At 69.4% G+C, this 16085-nt stretch carries 13 protein-coding genes; 3 read left to right on the plus strand and 10 right to left on the minus strand.

The window, feature by feature from the left end; all coding sequences use genetic code 11:
* Positions 1–164: 164 nt before the first annotated feature.
* From MRBLWS13_RS16810 to MRBLWS13_RS16820, 3 genes are all read right to left on the minus strand, one after another.
* The gene (locus MRBLWS13_RS16810) at positions 165–908 is read right to left on the minus strand and encodes an IniB N-terminal domain-containing protein (RefSeq protein ID WP_349426469.1); all 744 of its coding nucleotides are present in this window, start codon (positions 906–908) and stop codon (positions 165–167) included.
* A 124-nt stretch (positions 909–1032) separates the two neighbouring features.
* The gene (locus tag MRBLWS13_RS16815; RefSeq protein ID WP_349426470.1) at positions 1033–3582 is read right to left on the minus strand and encodes a LuxR C-terminal-related transcriptional regulator; all 2550 of its coding nucleotides are present in this window, start codon (positions 3580–3582) and stop codon (positions 1033–1035) included.
* Between the two features lie 24 nt (positions 3583–3606).
* Complete coding sequence (locus tag MRBLWS13_RS16820; protein WP_349426471.1) at positions 3607–5502, minus strand: Hsp70 family protein; 1896 nt, start codon at positions 5500–5502, stop codon at positions 3607–3609.
* Between the two features lie 278 nt (positions 5503–5780).
* Between MRBLWS13_RS16820 and groES the strand changes: the two genes are divergently transcribed.
* Positions 5781–6077 carry a co-chaperone GroES gene (groES, locus tag MRBLWS13_RS16825; protein ID WP_308867967.1) on the plus strand — a complete coding sequence of 99 codons (297 nt, stop codon included), beginning with the start codon at positions 5781–5783 and terminating at the stop codon, positions 6075–6077.
* 278 nt (positions 6078–6355) lie between these two features.
* Positions 6356–7273 (plus strand): EamA family transporter RarD, encoded by a 918-nt coding sequence (rarD, locus tag MRBLWS13_RS16830; protein WP_349429087.1) that lies wholly within the window; start codon positions 6356–6358, stop codon positions 7271–7273.
* A 2-nt stretch (positions 7274–7275) separates the two neighbouring features.
* Here rarD and MRBLWS13_RS16835 read toward each other — a convergent pair whose 3' ends face one another.
* From MRBLWS13_RS16835 to MRBLWS13_RS16845, 3 genes are all read right to left on the minus strand, one after another.
* The gene (locus MRBLWS13_RS16835; protein WP_349426472.1) at positions 7276–7620 is read right to left on the minus strand and encodes a metal-sensitive transcriptional regulator; all 345 of its coding nucleotides are present in this window, start codon (positions 7618–7620) and stop codon (positions 7276–7278) included.
* Between the two features lie 73 nt (positions 7621–7693).
* Entirely contained in the window at positions 7694–10021 is a 2328-nt protein-coding gene (locus tag MRBLWS13_RS16840; protein WP_349426473.1) for a heavy metal translocating P-type ATPase, read from the minus strand.
* Positions 10021–10230 carry a heavy-metal-associated domain-containing protein gene (locus MRBLWS13_RS16845; protein ID WP_349426474.1) on the minus strand — a complete coding sequence of 70 codons (210 nt, stop codon included), beginning with the start codon at positions 10228–10230 and terminating at the stop codon, positions 10021–10023. The genes MRBLWS13_RS16840 and MRBLWS13_RS16845 overlap by 1 nt, the downstream gene beginning before the upstream one ends.
* A 314-nt stretch (positions 10231–10544) precedes the next feature.
* Here MRBLWS13_RS16845 and MRBLWS13_RS16850 point away from each other — a divergent pair, with 314 nt between their 5' ends.
* Positions 10545–11822: an ABC transporter substrate-binding protein gene (locus MRBLWS13_RS16850; RefSeq protein WP_349426475.1), complete on the plus strand. Its 1278-nt coding sequence runs from the start codon at positions 10545–10547 to the stop codon at positions 11820–11822.
* Between the two features lie 245 nt (positions 11823–12067).
* Here MRBLWS13_RS16850 and MRBLWS13_RS16855 read toward each other — a convergent pair whose 3' ends face one another.
* Genes MRBLWS13_RS16855 through MRBLWS13_RS16870 form a run of 4 tightly spaced genes read right to left on the minus strand, consistent with a single transcriptional unit; the run spans position 12068 to position 16037 of the window.
* Entirely contained in the window at positions 12068–12808 is a 741-nt protein-coding gene (locus MRBLWS13_RS16855) for an ABC transporter ATP-binding protein (protein ID WP_331912077.1), read from the minus strand.
* Positions 12805–13815: an ABC transporter ATP-binding protein gene (locus MRBLWS13_RS16860; protein ID WP_349426476.1), complete on the minus strand. Its 1011-nt coding sequence runs from the start codon at positions 13813–13815 to the stop codon at positions 12805–12807. The genes MRBLWS13_RS16855 and MRBLWS13_RS16860 overlap by 4 nt, the downstream gene beginning before the upstream one ends.
* Entirely contained in the window at positions 13805–14785 is a 981-nt protein-coding gene (locus MRBLWS13_RS16865; RefSeq protein ID WP_349426477.1) for a branched-chain amino acid ABC transporter permease, read from the minus strand. Before MRBLWS13_RS16865 ends, MRBLWS13_RS16860 begins: the two co-directional genes overlap by 11 nt.
* A gap of 10 nt (positions 14786–14795) precedes the next feature.
* Positions 14796–16037 carry a branched-chain amino acid ABC transporter permease gene (locus tag MRBLWS13_RS16870; RefSeq protein WP_349429088.1) on the minus strand — a complete coding sequence of 414 codons (1242 nt, stop codon included), beginning with the start codon at positions 16035–16037 and terminating at the stop codon, positions 14796–14798.
* Between the last annotated feature and the right edge of the window lie 48 nt (positions 16038–16085).

Below are 16085 nucleotides of genomic sequence, written 5' to 3' on the forward strand. Positions count from 1 at the left end.
GGAGGCAGGCACCTTCGCCACCGGCACGCGACCGATCGCCGTGCCGGTCGGCGGCGCCGTATCTCCGAAGCTCGGCGGCTGAGGCTTCGGGCGCGCGCTCGCGCGCCTTGGGTGTGCCAAGGCGCGCGAGCGGTCGTCGTCTTCCGTATCGGTCACGTCGGGCCTCAGAAGTCCTCCTCGGACTCCGGCTCGATGTAAGTCTCGTCGATGGAGATGGCCGTCGCGTCGTCGGACTCGTAGTTGCCCTCGTTCGACACGTCGACGTCGGTCGCCGTCTCGGTCGTGGTGGTGTCGTTGAACGACTCCTCCACCTCGACATCGACCGCCACATCCGTGGAGTTGTCGTTGACGGAGTCTTCGACGCCGACCTCGATGTCGGTCTCGGTGTTGGTCGAACCGTCATTGAACGAGCCGTCGATGTTCGTCGTCGTGTCCTCGTTGCCGATGCTGACATCGCCGACGGTCGTCGTGTCGTTCGAGTTGTCGACGGTGGCGTCCTCGCCGGCGGCGGCGCCGTTGTCGCCGCTGTTGACCACAGCCTCCTGGTCGAAGATCTGGTTGACGTCGCCGTCCGCCCAGATGTTCTGGTTGACCGACTGGTCGACGATGGTCGCTCGGTTGTCGATCGAGAAGGACTGGGTGATGTTCGTGATCTCCTTCTCCACGGTCGTCGGCTTCGGAGGTCCGGGAGGGGCCGGCGGTCCCGCCGGCTTCGGATACACGTCGGGACGGTCCACGATGACCGGCGCGACGGCCCGGACGTCGTCGACGCACGCGTCACTGAGCCCATTGCGGGCGAGCGTGCCCTGCGGGTCCTCCTCGAACTCCGCGGCTGCCGCGGGGTCATTGAGCAGACTGAGGATGAACTCGATCAGTGCATCGGCGATTGTTGCGAGCGGTGTTGTCATGTCTCGGCTCCTGTCACTTCGAGGCTCATTCTCGAGAGTAGGTGGTTGGTGTGTTCGGTGAATCGGGGGTTTCCCCGATGCGGATGGGGGACGGCACGGGGATCTGCGCGGGCAGGCGAGGGCATCAGGTGTCCCCGTCCGCGGAAGGGCCGCTCGGGCTCAGCGCGACACGCAGTTTGGCGATCAGATCCGAGCGCGACGTCGCTCCGAGTCGGCGCCGGATGCTCGCGATGTGATGCTCGGCCGTGCGCGGCGAGATGAAGATCGTCTCGCCGATCTCGGCGTACGTCTTGCCCTGCACGACCAGTCGCGCGACATCCGTCTCGCGCTCACTGAGTCCAGCGGCCGCGCTCGCGCGGGATGCCGGGGAGCTCTCCGCCGACGCATCGGTCGCGCGGGTCTCCTGCGGGTGCAGTTCGCGCGCGCACGCGAGCAGGCGGGCCGAGACCTTTCGGTCGTCCGAGCGGTTGGCGCCGTGTCGCGCGAGACGTGCGGCGTCCCACCGCAGCCCGATGGCGCCGAGCCCCTGGGCCGAGGCTTCGACGGCGTCGGCGTCCACCGTCCCGGCGAGAACCGACGTCCAGAGGCGCCCGGCGGTGGCCATCGTCGCCGCGACGCGGCTGCCGGGCGCGGCGTCGACGAGCGCGTGCGCGTGCGGGCCGAGGTAGTCGGGGTGGTCCAGCAGGATCCCGCGCTGAATGCCGGCCCACCGCAGGTGCGCGGCCCAGAGCGGCGGCGAACCCAGCGACTCCACGATGTGCAAGGCCTGCGCGAACAGCGGCTGCGTCGCCGACTCGTCACCGACGCGTGCAGCGGCGGTCACGAGTTCCGCGACCGGCAGCAGAGTGTAGAGGTCGACGTCGGCGTCCAGCAGGCTGTCGCGCCCGGACTCCCATGCTTCGGCGAGGCCTGCGGCATCCTCGTACCGTCGCGCGAGGCCGACGCGGATGGCGTGCGCCAGCAGGTCGTCCCGCGGTACCGGCGTCGGTGCGAGGGCGAGGGCGGCATCGAGGTCCTCGCGCGCCTTCCCGCCCTGAGCGAGACCGAGTGCGATCCACGCGCGCCAGAGCAGCAGCCGGGAGAGCATCCATGGTGTTCCCGTGTGACCCTCGATGGCCGCGTCGATGACGGATCGCGCCGTCGAGAGGTCGCCGGAGCTGATCGCGGCGACCGCGGCGATCACGGCGGGAAGCTCCGGCATGGGTGCCGAGGACCGGGACGCGGTGTACAGGTGGGATCCGCGAACGAGGTCGGCGAGCGCGGTGTCCGCCTGGTCTGCCCGCATCGATGCACGCAGACCTCGCTGGACGAGCTTCATCGCAACGGTGAGGGTCGAGGGCGCCGCGAGCGCGGCCGTCGCCGTCTTGCTCTCGTCATCCTGCGCGCGAGGATCCCCGACGCCGATCCGGGTGATGTACTCGCGAGCGGATGCCTCGGCCGACGCGGGAGGGAGCACGTCGTAGACGGTGCACCCGGTCTGCAGCATCCCACGCATCGACCAGGTCGCCGCGGCGACATCGGCGAGCCGGGCGTCCACGGCGGCGTCGCGCTCGCCGGACGCCATGGCCTCATCGATGAGATGCGCGGCGCCGTCGACGTCTCCGGTCGCCCAGGCCACCTGCGCCCGCCTCGCATGTAGGTCGGCCGACGAGGTCCCCGCCTCGGCGGCGGCGCGGTAGAAGCTGCCGGCGCGCACCGGATCCGCGTCGATCAACTGGTCCCCGCGTTCGACGAGCGCAGCCGCCAGACGAGGGTCGGACACGTCCGACAGCCAGTCGGTTCCGTGCGGGGCTGCCGGGTCGACACCCCCGGGATGGGTCGTCAGTAGTTCGACGAGCCGGCGGGTGGGAAGGGTTGCGCGGACGGCGGCGCGCACGACGGGCACCGGACGCCCGTTGCGCAGAAGCAGGCCGTCGGCGTATGCCTGGACGAGGATCCCGTCCGAGTCGCCCCGCAGCTCGGAGTCGAGCGGATTCTCCTCCGCCGCCGCCACACTGACCGCTTCGACCGCTCGTCTCACGTCCGTGTCGACCACCCCGAGGCGGTGTGCGACGCTCTGCTCGAGCACGCGACCGAGCGCAGAGTGGTCGATGTCGTCGGCGCAGTCCCTCTCGTCGTGTGCCGACAGTGCCGCCGACACGAGCCATGAGACGCCGCCGGTGATCTCGAGAATGTGATCCAGGCACGGCGCCGGGATGTCGCGACCGGTTCCCGCGAGGTAGTCCAGGACGTCCGAGCGCGTCACGTGTCCGAGGACGACCGCCGGGCGGCTGCGCTCCAGGTGTCGTGCGATGCTCGCCAGCTGGTGCGAGCTCGGCCACGGCCTGCTCGTCACGACGAGCGCGGTGTCCGGATCCGCGGCCCGCGCGATGAGGCCCTCGATCTGCGCCGGCGGCAGCAGATGCAGATCGTCGACGAGCAGCACGCTGGCGGCGGGAACGCCCGTCACGTCGGTGTCGGGCCCGAGCAGGTGCAGCGGCACACGGTTGCGGGTGAGGAATCGCTGCGCGCCGCGCAGGATCGTCGACTTGCCCGATCCGGCGTTGCCCGAGATGAGCATGCGAGGCGGCGTGTCCTGTGTGGTGAGAGCGTCGATAAGAGGATGCGCGTGCCGCGATCCTGTGAAGTCGGCGGCGTCGAAGAACGTAGCCAGTACGGCTGTCGGCGTTGACATGAGATTCCCCAGGCGATCCCGGCGTCAGGGGACGATCTCGGGAGCGGGTGAGGTCTCAGGGGCCGGCTGCAGATCAGCGGGGACCGGCTCGGGGTCGGCCGGTGGGGTCGTGGGCTCCGGCTCGGGGTCGGCCGGGGGAGTCGTGGGCTCCGGCTCGGGTTCGGGCTCCGGCTCCGGCGCTGGGTCCGGCTGGGTGGTCGGTTCCGGTTCCGGTTCCGGCTGCGTCGTCGGCTCGGGCTCCGGCTGGGTGGTCGGTTCGGGTTGCGGCTGCGTCGTCTGCCCCGGCGTGTCGTCGCCGCTCGACGTCGGCGTGGTGCCCGACGATCCGGCGGCCGGCTTCGTGGACGTGCCTTCCTTCGTCGTGGTAGTCGTGGTGGTCGACTTGTTCGGCCCCGCCTTCGAGACGGGAGCGTCGCTCCGGGGGGTCGGCTTCCCGGCCTTCGGATTCGCTGTGCCGCCGCCCGACCCCTTGTCCGGCTCGGGTGCCGTCGCCGTCTCGGGGGCGTTCGTGTCACCGGCGGGCTCCACCTGCGCGGCGGCCTCGGCCTCGGCGTCGGGGTCGGCGGGTGCGGGAACCTGCTCCCAGCCCGACAGCGACAGGAAGGTGCCGCTGCCGTTGCCGAGCGTCATGGTGCTGCCGAAGACGATCGCGGCGGCGACGAGGGCCGCCGCGGCTGAGATGGCGATGTAGTGGCGCGCGCCGTGAGGCGACGATGCCGCGACGGGGGCGACCGGTGCCGCGAGCGCAGCGCCAGCCGGCACGAGGAGCTCCAGCCCGCCGGCCGAGGCGCCTTCGAAGACGACGAGTTCGCCCGGAGCGGCGATCTCGCGATCCATCGCGCGGATGAGCGCCGTGTGCGCCGCGCCGAGCGCGATGGACGCCTTCGGATCCGCGTCGATCGCGGTCGGGCGGTCCAGATGCTCGGAGATCCGCTGCGTGACCAGCGGGATCCGCGATGATCCGCCGATGAGCAGCACCGACTCGAGCTGCTCGGGGTCGACCTCTGCCGCTTCGAGGGCATCCTCGAGCACGTCGACCGTCTGTGTGACGTACGGATCGATCATGTCCTCGAACTCGGCGCGCGTCAGCCGCACGCTCGAGCGGCCGGCCTGCAGCAGGACCGGGATGACGACGTCGGAGTCGAACGACAGCGCCTCTTTGGCGTCGACGCATTCGCGACGAAGCTGCGACAGCGCGACCCGCGCGTCGGCGGACGAGTCGTCCAGCGCCTCGGGGGAGACCTCCGCGGAGCGCAGCACGTGGCGCACGACGGCGTCGTCGAAGTCGGCCCCACCGAGATTGTCGAGTCCCATCGGCTCTCCGACGAGCTCGAACGAGGTCTCGGTCTTGCGCAGCAGCACGCAGTCGAACGTGCCGCCGCCCAGGTCGTAGACGGCGAGCGTCTCTCCGGGCTCGAGCACGCGCGACGCCTCGTAGTGCCGCGCCGCGGCTTCCGGCTCGGTGATGAACTCCACGTCGCGGATGCCGAGCGCGGCGAGCGCCGAGCTGATCGTTCCCACACGGTGCGGACCCCACATGGCAGGATGCGTGACGATGACACCTGCCGGCGCGCCACCCTCGCGTTCGGTCACCGCGTCGATGACGCCCGCCACGGTCTGCGCGTACAGCTGCTCGGCCGGGATCGACCGATCGCCCACGACCAGCGGCACGTCGTCGCCGATGCTGCGCTTGAACTCGCGGATCAGTCGCTCGGGCGCGGTGACGCCGCGCCGTTCCGCCGCATCCCCGAAGAGGAGATCACCATCCTCGGCGACGAAGACCACCGTCGCGACGCTGTCCGCACGTCGCCCGAGTGGAAACGCCGCAGCCGTGATGCTGCCGTCCGAAGCGACGCGCGCTGTCGCTGCCCCCAGCCTGCTGGTCCCGAGATCCACAGCCAGGAAATACCGCTCAGCCATGTTGAAGCATGCCCCCACATCGTGTGCGAGCTCCCCCGAACTCGCAGCGTTCTCACTCCCCAGAGAGTGAGCCGCTGCTGTGATGATACGCCGGGGCCCGACAAAGCCTCAAGAGCATGTAACAGTTGTGTTTCCGCCAGGTGTCTGCGACGCGCGCGGTATGACGTCACGATTGGCACTCACGTTGCATGAGTGCCAGACCGTTGCCTAGACTGTCATCAGCACTCTCAACGTCAGAGTGCTAACGAGTCTTAGTCTCAAGAAAGAAGAGGTAGACCGTGTCGGTTTCCATCAAGCCGCTCGAGGACCGCATCGTCATCAAGCAGGTCGAGGCCGAGCAGACCACGTCCAGCGGTCTGGTCATCCCCGACACCGCCAAGGAGAAGCCCCAGGAGGGCGAGGTCGTGGCGGTGGGCCCGGGTCGTATCGACGACAACGGCAACCGCATCCCGCTCGACGTCGCCGTCGGCGACCGCGTGATCTACAGCAAGTACGGCGGCACCGAGGTGAAGTTCGGCGGTGACGAGCTCCTCGTCCTGTCGGCTCGCGACGTCCTGGCGGTCGTCGTTCGCTGAGTTCCGCGCACTGCGCGTGACCTCGAGGGTCGGATGCTTCGGCATCCGGCCCTCTCGTCATGTCCCGGGTATTTATTCCGGTGCCGCGTGGCAGGATTCCGTGCAGGCTCGGCAGGGAACGGACGCTGCGGCCCGGCGCAGCGGGCCGGCACCGCGTGGGGCGGGCGTAGGCTGACTCGGTGAGTCGCGAGCAGTCGTCCCCGTCGGAACGTGGCACCGTGGACGGGCTCGACCCCTCGACGGCGCTCGACCTCGGTGTGACGACCGGCAGCCGTCGGGTGGCGGATGCCGCCGCCGACGCGCGCGAGCGCACGCTGGGCGGCGTCTACGCGTTCAGCGCGTATCTGCTGTGGGGTTTCCTGCCGCTGTACTTCCTGCTGCTGGCGCCGACGGGTCCGTGGGAGATCGTGGCGTGGCGCATCCTGCTGTCCCTCGTCTTCTGTGCGCTGCTGCTCACGGTGACGCGCACGTGGCCGCGGCTGGCGGCGATCTTCCGGCAGCCGCGGGTGCTGGGGCTCACCGTGGTCGCGGGTCTCCTGATCTACGTCAACTGGCAGGTCTTCATCTACGGGGCGCTGAGCGACCAGGTCATCGAGACCAGCCTCGGCTACTTCATCAATCCGATCGCGACCGTGCTGCTCGCCGTACTGGTGCTGCACGAGCGTCTGCGCGCGACGCAGTGGGTGGCGATCGGCATCGCCGCTGCGGCGGTGGCCGTGATCGTCATCGGCTACGGCGACTTCCCGTGGATCGCGCTCACGCTCGCGGCGTCGTTCGGTGTCTACGGGCTGGCGAAGAAGAAGGTGGGTCCTTCGGTCGACGCCGTGAGCGGTCTCACCCTCGAGACGCTGTGGCTGACGCCGATCGCGGTCGTCGTGCTGGCGATCGTGGGCGCGACGGCAGGCCTCACGATGGGGTCGAGCGGATGGCAGCACACCGTGCTGCTGAGTCTGACGGGCGTCATCACCGCCGTGCCGCTGCTGCTGTTCGCCTCGGGCGCCCGCCGCGTGTCGCTGACCACGATCGGGCTGCTGCAGTTCGTGGCGCCGATCCTGCAGTTCCTGATCGGGTGGCTCGTGCTCGGCGAGCCGATGCCCCTCGAGCGCTGGATCGGCTTCGCACTCGTGTGGGTGGCGCTGATGGTGCTCACCGTCGACTCGGTGCTGCACGCCCGGCGGTCGCGCGCCGGCGTCTGAGGTCAGCGCACGAGGCGGGCGATGGCCTGCGTGGCCTCGGTGATCTTGGCGTCGGCGGCCTCGCCGCCCAGGCGTGCCGCATCCACCACGCAGTGACGCAGGTGGTCGTCGAGCAGGCCGACGGCGACGGCCTCGAGTGCGGAGGTGAGGGCGCTGATCTGCGTCAGGATGTCGATGCAGTACTTCTCGTCCTCCACCATCTTGTGGATGCCGCGAGCCTGCCCCTCGATGCGCTTCATGCGATTGAGGTACTTGTCCTTGTCGGTGATGTAGCCGTGGTGCGAGGCGTCGCCCTCCGGCGACGCCGCGTGGTCGAGGGCCGTCTCGCCGTGCGTGTCGATCGTCATGTCTGTGAGTCCTTCATTCTGAACAACGTCCATCATGTATCCGGGGCGGGGTCGCGCGCAGGTCGCAGCTCGGCTAGGAGGCGGCGATCGCCTCCGCAGCAGCGGGCGCTTTCGCCCGCGAGGGATCGGATCGGCCGCCGGAGAGGCTGCGGAACCGTCGCAGCCGCAGGCTGTTGCCCACAACGAAGACACTCGAGAATGCCATCGCCGCTCCCGCGATCATGGGGTTCAAGAGGCCGAGCGCCGCGAGCGGCAGCGCCGCCACGTTGTAGGCGAAGGCCCAGAACAGGTTGACCTTGATCGTGCCGAGCGTCGCGCGCGACAGGCGGATGGCGTCGGCCGCGCTGCGCAGGTCGCCGCGCACCAGGGTGATGTCGGATGCCTCGATCGCGGCATCCGTCCCCGTTCCCATCGCGAGGCCCAGGTCGGCCTGCGCGAGGGCCGCGGCGTCGTTCACGCCGTCGCCGACCATGGCGACGACGCGCCCCTCGGACTGCAGCTGGGTGATGACGGCGACCTTGTCGTGCGGCAGCACCTCGGCGATCACGCGCTCGATTCCGACCTCGTCGGCGATCGCACGGGCCGCTGCGGCGTTGTCGCCGGTGAGCAGCACCGGGGTGAGCCCGAGTGCCCGCAGCTGGGCGACCGCCTCGGCGCTCGTGGACTTGACCTGGTCGGCGACCACGAAGAGGCCTCGAACCTCGCCGTCCCACGCCGCCAGCACCGCGGTGCGCCCCAGAGCTTCGGCCGACGCCTTCGCGGCGGCGAGCTCCGCGGGCAGGGCCAGCGCCCAGTCCGCCAGCAGCGACTCGCGTCCGACGAGCACGGCGTGCCCCTCGACGACGCCCGACACGCCCTTGCCCGGAACGTTCTGGAACGACTCGACCGAGGGGAGCGGTCCGGTCTCGTCGGCGGCGCCGCGTGAGATCGCCTGCGCGATGGGGTGCTCGGAGGCGTGCTCCAGCGCTCCGGCGAGACGCAGCAGCTCGGTACGGGCGCCGGCTGCGGCATCCGACGTCACGGTACCGCGCGCGACCACGACGTCGAGGAGGGTCATGCGGCCGGTCGTGACGGTGCCCGTCTTGTCGAGCACGACGGTGTCGACGGTGCGCGTCGATTCGAGCACCTCGGGACCTTTGATCAGGATGCCGAGCTGCGCGCCGCGGCCGGTGCCGACGAGAAGCGCGGTCGGGGTGGCGAGGCCCAGGGCGCACGGGCAGGCGATGATCAACACGGCGACGGCCGCGGTGAACGCCATCGACGCGGAGGCCCCGGTGAGCAGCCACCCCACGAGGGTCGCCAGCGCGATGAGCAGGACGATGGGCACGAAGATGCCCGAGATCCGGTCCGCGAGGCGCTGCACCTGGGCCTTGCCCGACTGCGCGTCCTCGACGAGGCGCGCCATCTGGGCCAGCTGGGTGTCGTCGCCCACGCGCGTCGCGCGCACCACGAGGCGCCCGCCCACGTTGACCGTGGCGCCGACGACGGCGTCACCCGGGGCGACCTCGACGGGCACGGACTCGCCCGTCACCATCGAGGCGTCGACGGCCGACGTGCCCGAGGCCACGACGCCGTCGGTCGCGATCTTCTCGCCCGGCCGCACGACGAACTCGTCGCCGACGTGCAGGTCGGCGATGGGCACACGGACCTCGTCACCCGTCGGCCGCAGCACCGCCACGTCCTTGGCGCCGATCTCGAGGAGGGCGCGGAGGGCCGCGCCGGCGCGGCGCTTGGACCGCTGCTCGAAGTACCGGCCGGCGAGCACGAACGTGGTGACCCCGGCGGCCACCTCGAGGTAGATGTCGCCGGCCCCGTCGCTCGGGGTCACCGACCACTCGAACGCGTGCGTCATGCCGGGCATGCCGGCGTGGCCGAGGAACAGGGCGTAGAGCGACCAGAGGAACGCGGCCGAGACGCCCAGTGAGATGAGCGTGTCCATCGTGGCGGCGCCGTGGCGGAGGTTGATCCACGCGGCCCGGTGGAACGGCCAGGCGCCCCACACGACGACGGGGGCGGCGAGCGCCAGCGACGCCCACTGCCAGTAGGTGAACTGCAGCGCCGGGATCATCGCGAGCAGGATCACCGGTGCCGACAGCACGATCGACCCGATGAGGCGCTGGCGCAGGCTCGTCAGCTCGGGATCGGCCACGTCGGGCGCGGGCTCGGCGGCGGGCGAGGCCGGAAGGGCGGCGGTGTACCCGGTCTTCACGACCTCATCGATGAGCGCCTGCGGGTCAAGTCCCGCCGGTACGCTCACGAACGCCTTCTCGGTGGCGTAGTTGACGGACGCCTCGACCCCGTCCAGCCGGTTGAGCCGCTTCTCGATCCGTGCGGCGCACGACGCGCACGTCATCCCGCCGATCTCGAGTTCGACCCGGGCGGGAGTCGAGGCCGCGGCCATCAGGCCCGGACCGCGCTGTAGCCGGCCTCGTCGACGGCCGCGATGACGGCGTCGTCGGCCAGCTCCGTCGAGGCGACGATCGTGAGGGTGCCGGAGGCGGCGCTCACCTGGACGTCTTCGACGCCCGCGAGCTTGGACACCTCGCCGCGCACGGACGCCTCGCAGTGCCCGCAGCTCATTCCCGTCACCTTGTACTGGGCCTCAGCCATCTCTTCTCCTCGTGTTGTCGGGGTGGGATACCCCTGTGGGGTACCGCGATGACCAGTGTATACCGGCAAGGGGTATGCGGGCCCGGTTCGGGCGGGATCGAGCAGACGCGGGGCCGCGCGAGGCGGACCCGCGATGATCCGTCCACAGGCGAGGCGTCTGCCGGAGGCGTGGAATTGCCCGCCGATCACGGATTTCAAGCTGTTACAGATCGTTAACGAAAGGCAACATTGCTGGAGCGCGGCGGCGATTAGGTTTAGTGCACTGGGTCGGCGCCCGAGCCGTTCCCGTTTGCCATTACACAGCAAGGAGCAACATGAGCGTCTTCACCCGCTCGCGCACGTCCACCGTCCTCGGTGGCATCGCGCTCATCGGCGCCAGCGCCCTCGTCCTCGCCGGCTGCGCCGGTGGCGGCGACGGCGGCGACGAGCCCACCGAGAGTGCGGGGCCCGTCGACGAGCTGAGCCTGAAGCTCGGCACGGCTCTGCCGCAGACCGGCAACCTGGCGTTCCTCGGCCCGCCCGAGGAGGCCGGCGTGGCCTACGCCATGTCGCAGATCAACGACGCGACCGCCGACACCGGGCTCGACCTCGACGTCGTCTTCGGCGACTCGGGCGACACCGACAACAAGGCGTACGAGACCGAGATCCCGCGCCTGCTCGGCGAGGACGTCTCGGCCATCATCGGCGCCGCGTCGTCGAGCACGTCGCTGCAATTCATCGACCAGGTCACCGGTGCCGGCGTCATCCAGTTCTCGCCGGCGAACACATCCGACGCGTTCACGACCTACGACGACAACGGTCTGTACTTCCGTACCGCCCCGTCGGACGTCCTCCAGGGCGAGGTGCTCGGCAACCTCATCGCCGAAGACGGGCACCAGACGCTCGGCATGATCGTGCTGAACGACTCGTACGGCACGGGCCTGGCCAAGTACGTCACCGAGGCGTTCGAGGCCGCCGGCGGCGAGGTCGTCGCGGCTCCCACCTACAACACGGGTGACACGAGCTTCGACGCGCAGATCTCCGAGGTCCTCGCGGCCGACCCGGACGCGATCGCCCTGATCACGTTCGAAGAGGTCAAGACGATCCTCCCCAGCCTGTTCGGGCAGTACCCCGCCGAGGACCTCTACTTCGTCGACGGCAACCTGGCCAACTTCGGCGACCAGTTCCCGGCAGGTTCGCTGACGGGAGCCAAGGGCACGTTCCCGGGTCTGTCGCTCGACGCGATCACGGACTTCACCGACGCGCTCCAGACCTTCAACACCGATGAGGGCAACGAGCCGCTGACGGAGTTCACCTACGCAGCCGAGTCGTACGACGCGACGATCCTGCTCGCGCTGGCAGCGCTCGCCGCGGGCACGACCGACGGAACCGCGATGGCCGAGAAGCTCATCGAGGTCTCGGGCGGCTCGGGCGACGGCGAGAAGTGCGACACGTACGCCGACTGCGCCGCGATCATCGTCGGTGGCGGCACGGCCGACTACGACGGCATCTCGGGCCCGATCACGTTCGACGAGGTCGGCGACCCGACCGAGGCGTCGATCGGCATCTACCAGTTCGGCGACGACAACACGTACGCGGCCTACGAAGGCTGATCGTCTCCTGACGCGAACGGCCCCGGGTCCTCGGACCCGGGGCCGTTCCGCGTCGTGGGCGGCTGTCGAGGCCGCCGCCGGGGCCGCCGATCATCTCGAGGCCGCCTACAGCAGTCACTGAGACTTCACCTGACCGCCGAGACAGCGGTTGACACCCGCAGTCTCGGAGGTCAGATGAGGTTCGCGGTGAAAGCGATGGGGACGGATGCCGCGGCATCCGTCCCCATCGTCGAAGGGTGTGTTCGCTAGGTGCCCAGCGTGCCCAGGTACAGCTCGGTGACCTTGGGGTCGTTCAGCAGCTGGCGGCCGGATCCCGTGTAGGCGTCGCGGCCCTGGTCGAGCACGTAGCCGCGGTCGCAGATCTGCAGGCAGCGCCGCGCGTTCTGCTCCACCATGATGCAGGTGACGCCCGCCTTGTTGATCTCGGACACGCGGATGAATGCCTCGTCCTGCCGGACGGGGGAGAGGCCCGCCGACGGCTCATCGAGCAGCAGCACCTTGGGATCCATCATGAGCGCACGGCTCATCGCCACCATCTGGCGCTCGCCGCCCGAGAGCGATCCGGCGCGCTGCTTGAGCCGCTTGCCGAGTTCGGAGAAGATCCCCGTGACGAACTCGAGCCGCTCCTTGTAGGCGCTCGGGCGCTGATAGAGCCCCATCTGCAGGTTCTCTTCGATGGTGAGGCTCGGGAACACGTTGTTGTTCTGCGGGATGAAGCCGACGCCGCGGGCGACGAGCTTGTTGGCGCGCAGGCCGGTGATGTCGTCGCCTTCCAGGGTGATCGTGCCGCTGCGCACGTTCACCTGCCCGAAGATCGCCTTCAGCAGAGTCGACTTGCCGGCGCCGTTCGGGCCGATGATGCCGATCAGCTCGCCTTCATGGGCGACGAGGCTGCAGCCGTTGAGGATGTTCACCCCGGGCAGGTAGCCGGCGTGGACATCTTCGACGACGACGACGGGTGTGCCCGTCGCGGTGGGAGCGGTCATCGGCCGTCCTCCTCTTCTTCTGCTTCTTCCTCCGCGACGCCCGCGTCGACGAGTGCGGCGGCATCCGCCGCGGCAGATGCCGAGGCATCCGTCGTCGGATCGGCCTCGACGATGTCGATGCGGCCGGTCACGACGCCCAGATCGAGCTCCTGGTGGGCGCCGAGGTAGGCGTCGATCACGGCGGGATTGTTCATGACCGTGGTGGGGTCGCCCTCGGCGACGATCTTGCCCTCGGCCATGACGATGACCCAGTCGGCGATGTGGCGCACCATGTTCATGTCGTGCTCGACGAACAGGACCGTCATGCCGAGGTCCTTGAGGTCGAGGATGTGGTCGAGCAGGGACTGCGTGAGTGCCGGGTTGACCCCGGCCATCGGCTCGTCGAGCATGACCAACGTCGGCTCGGTCATGAGCGACCGTGCCATCTCGAGCAGCTTGCGCTGGCCGCCCGACAGGCTGGCGGCGAAGTCGTCGGCTTTCGCGTCGAGCTTGAACTTCTCGAGCAGCACCATCGCGCGGTCTTCGAACTCGGCATCCTGCGATCGCCACAGGGCGGGGATCAGGCTGCCCCAGAACTTCTCGCCGCGCTGATTCTTCGCGCCGAGCTTCATGTTCTCCATCACCGTCAGCAGGCCCAGGGCCTTGGTGAGCTGGAACGTCCGGACCAGACCCATGCGCGCCACCTTGTAGGCGGGTACGCCCGACAGCGACTTTCCGTCGAAGGTCCAGGTGCCATGATCCGGGCGATCGAAACCGGTGAGTAGGTTGAACAGCGTCGTCTTGCCGGCGCCGTTGGGCCCGATGAGCGCGGTGATCGCGTTGCGCGGGATCTCGAGGTGCTCGACGTCGACCGCGTTGACGCCGCCGAAGGAACGGCGCACGTCGTCGGCGATGATGATCGGGTCGACCTTCGGGACGCCGGGAACCGCATCGCCGACGTGAAGCCCGGTGGTCTTCGGCCGGGCGACCGGCGCGGCGCCGGTGACCGGGGCGCTTTCACTTGACAAAGGTCAGCTCCTTCTTGTTGCCCAGGAGTCCCTGAGGCATGAAGATCACGAGCAGCATGAGCGCGACGCCGACGAGGATGAAGCGCAGTGTGCCCGCCTGGATCTGCGACAGACCGAACAGCCAGCCGGCTTCGGCCATCGCCGGCAGGACATTCGAGAGGAATGTCTGGAGCGCCCAGAAGATCAGCGAGCCCAGCAGCGGACCGAACACGGTCGCGGCTCCACCGAGGAGGAGCGCCGTCCAGACGAAGAAGGTCAGCGACGTGACGTACACGCCCGGGCTGACCGCGGACGGCAGTGCGTAGACGATGCCGCCGGCCGCCGCGAGGACACCGCCGAGGACGAGCGCCTGCATCTTGTAGGAGAAGACGTTCTTGCCGAGCGAGCGCACGGCGTCCTCGTCCTCGCGGATGCCCTTGAGCGTGCGCCCCCATGGGCTGCGCATCAGCATCCACACGACGAGCACCGCGATGCCGATCGTGATGATGCCCATGATGCGCACCCACCACCCGGTCTCGTTGTAGACCCAGGGCCCGAAACCGTACTCGCCGCGCGGGATGGGGTTCGATGCCCGGAAGCTGGTGTGGTAGCCGCTGAGCCCGTCTGCCGAGCCGGTCACGTCGTCGAACGCGGTCGTGAGGAACAGCAGCCGCAGAACCTCGGCCGCGGCGATCGTCACGATCGCGAGGTAGTCGCCGCGAAGACGAAGGGTCGGGATGCCGAGGATCAGCGCGAAGATCGCGGCCGCCCCGAGCCCGATCAGGGCGCCCGCCCACCAGGGGAGGCCGAACGACAGGATCGAGATCGCGTAGCCGTAGGCGCCCATGGCCATGAAGCCCGCGATGCCCATGTTGATCAGGCCGGCGTAGCCGAAGTGCACCGCGAGTCCGAGAGCCGCCAGGGCGTAGCCCATCGTCGCCGGGCTGAGGATCGACGACAGCGTGTTGGAGAGTATCTGCAACCAGTCCATGAGTGTGTCCCTAACCAATCCGCTCGCGTCGGCCCAGGATCCCCTGTGGTCGGAAGAGCAGGATGACGATGAGGATGAACAAAGCGCTGGCGTACTTGAGGTCGGCCGGGATCCACAGGCTCGACACCTCCACCAGGATTCCGACGATCAGCGCACCGACGAGGGCGCCGTAAGCGGTGCCGAGTCCGCCGAGGACGACCGCGGCGAACATGAGCAGCAGGATCTGCGCGCCCATGTCCCACTTGATACCGGGACGGTAGTAGGCGTAGAGGATGCCGGCGAGGCCGGCGAGGGCGCCCGCGACGATCCACACGACGCGCACGACGGCGTCGACGTCGATGCCGGATGCCGCAGCCAGCGAGGCGTTGTCCGAGATGGCGCGCGTCGCCTTGCCCGTCCGTGAGCGGGTGAGCCACAGCGCGAACGCGACGATGACCACGATCGAGATCGCCAGCGAGATCATGTCGATGACGCTCATCTGGACGGAGCCGAACAGCGAGATCTTGGACTCCGACGAACCCGGGAGCTGGAGCGTGCCACCGCCGATGAACAGCTGGAAGGTATAGCGCAGCGCGAGCGAGAGGCCGATGCTGACGATCATCAGCTGCACGACGCCGACCCGGCGCCGGCGCAGCGGCCGCCAGAGGATGACGTCGAGGAACAGCCCGAAGAGGGCGCTCAGCACCACCGCGACCGGATAGCCGAGCCACCACGGCAGCGCGAGGCTCGCGGGCCCGACGAGCATGAACGCGGCGATGGCGCCGAAGGTCACCATCTCGCCGTGTGCGAAGTTCGAGATGCCCGTGGTGCCGAACACCAGCGAGAGGCCGATCGCGGCGAGCGCGAGCATCAGGCCGAAGCTGAGGCCCTGGATGACGCGCTGAACGAGCTGGTCGAAGAAGCTCGTGACGTTGCGCTCGCCTTCGCCGATGAAGAAGTTGACGCTCACGCGCCCGCCCGGCCCCACCTCGGCCTCTTTGACGTTGGGGGTGTCGTCTTCGGGATCGACGACGGCGATGCCCTCGGGGAGGGTGTCTTCGTCGAGCGTCACGACGTAGGTCTCGCCCCGCTCGGGGACGCCCACCCGCCATTGGCCGTTCTCGTCGGTCTCGACCTCTTGCAGGCCGCCGGGGCCGTCGACGGTGAGCGTCACGCCCTCGAGGGGCTCGCCGTCGAGCTGTACGTTGCCGCTGATCCGATAGGGATCGTCTTCAGCGGCCAGAGCGGGTGTCGCAGTGGCGAACAGTCCCAGTGCCACGAGAAACAGAGCGAAGAGAGCGGCTGCCACACGCGCTCGGAC

The sequence above is a fragment of the Microbacterium sp. LWS13-1.2 genome, from assembly GCF_040144835.1.
Classification (GTDB): Bacteria; Actinomycetota; Actinomycetes; order Actinomycetales; family Microbacteriaceae; genus Microbacterium.

What these genes read in the sequence shown, in the direction of transcription:
- MRBLWS13_RS16840 (WP_349426473.1), bottom strand. Translation starts at nt 10,021, where the DNA reads ATGGCCGCGGCCTCGACTCCCGCCCGGGTCGAACTCGAGATCGGCGGG.
- MRBLWS13_RS16810 (WP_349426469.1), bottom strand. Translation starts at nt 908, where the DNA reads ATGACAACACCGCTCGCAACAATCGCCGATGCACTGATCGAGTTCATC.
- MRBLWS13_RS16815 (WP_349426470.1), bottom strand. Translation starts at nt 3,582, where the DNA reads ATGTCAACGCCGACAGCCGTACTGGCTACGTTCTTCGACGCCGCCGAC.
- MRBLWS13_RS16835 (WP_349426472.1), bottom strand. Translation starts at nt 7,620, where the DNA reads ATGACGATCGACACGCACGGCGAGACGGCCCTCGACCACGCGGCGTCG.
- MRBLWS13_RS16850 (WP_349426475.1), top strand. Translation starts at nt 10,545, where the DNA reads ATGAGCGTCTTCACCCGCTCGCGCACGTCCACCGTCCTCGGTGGCATC.
- MRBLWS13_RS16855 (WP_331912077.1), bottom strand. Translation starts at nt 12,808, where the DNA reads ATGACCGCTCCCACCGCGACGGGCACACCCGTCGTCGTCGTCGAAGAT.
- MRBLWS13_RS16820 (WP_349426471.1), bottom strand. Translation starts at nt 5,502, where the DNA reads ATGGCTGAGCGGTATTTCCTGGCTGTGGATCTCGGGACCAGCAGGCTG.
- MRBLWS13_RS16845 (WP_349426474.1), bottom strand. Translation starts at nt 10,230, where the DNA reads ATGGCTGAGGCCCAGTACAAGGTGACGGGAATGAGCTGCGGGCACTGC.
- MRBLWS13_RS16865 (WP_349426477.1), bottom strand. Translation starts at nt 14,785, where the DNA reads ATGGACTGGTTGCAGATACTCTCCAACACGCTGTCGTCGATCCTCAGC.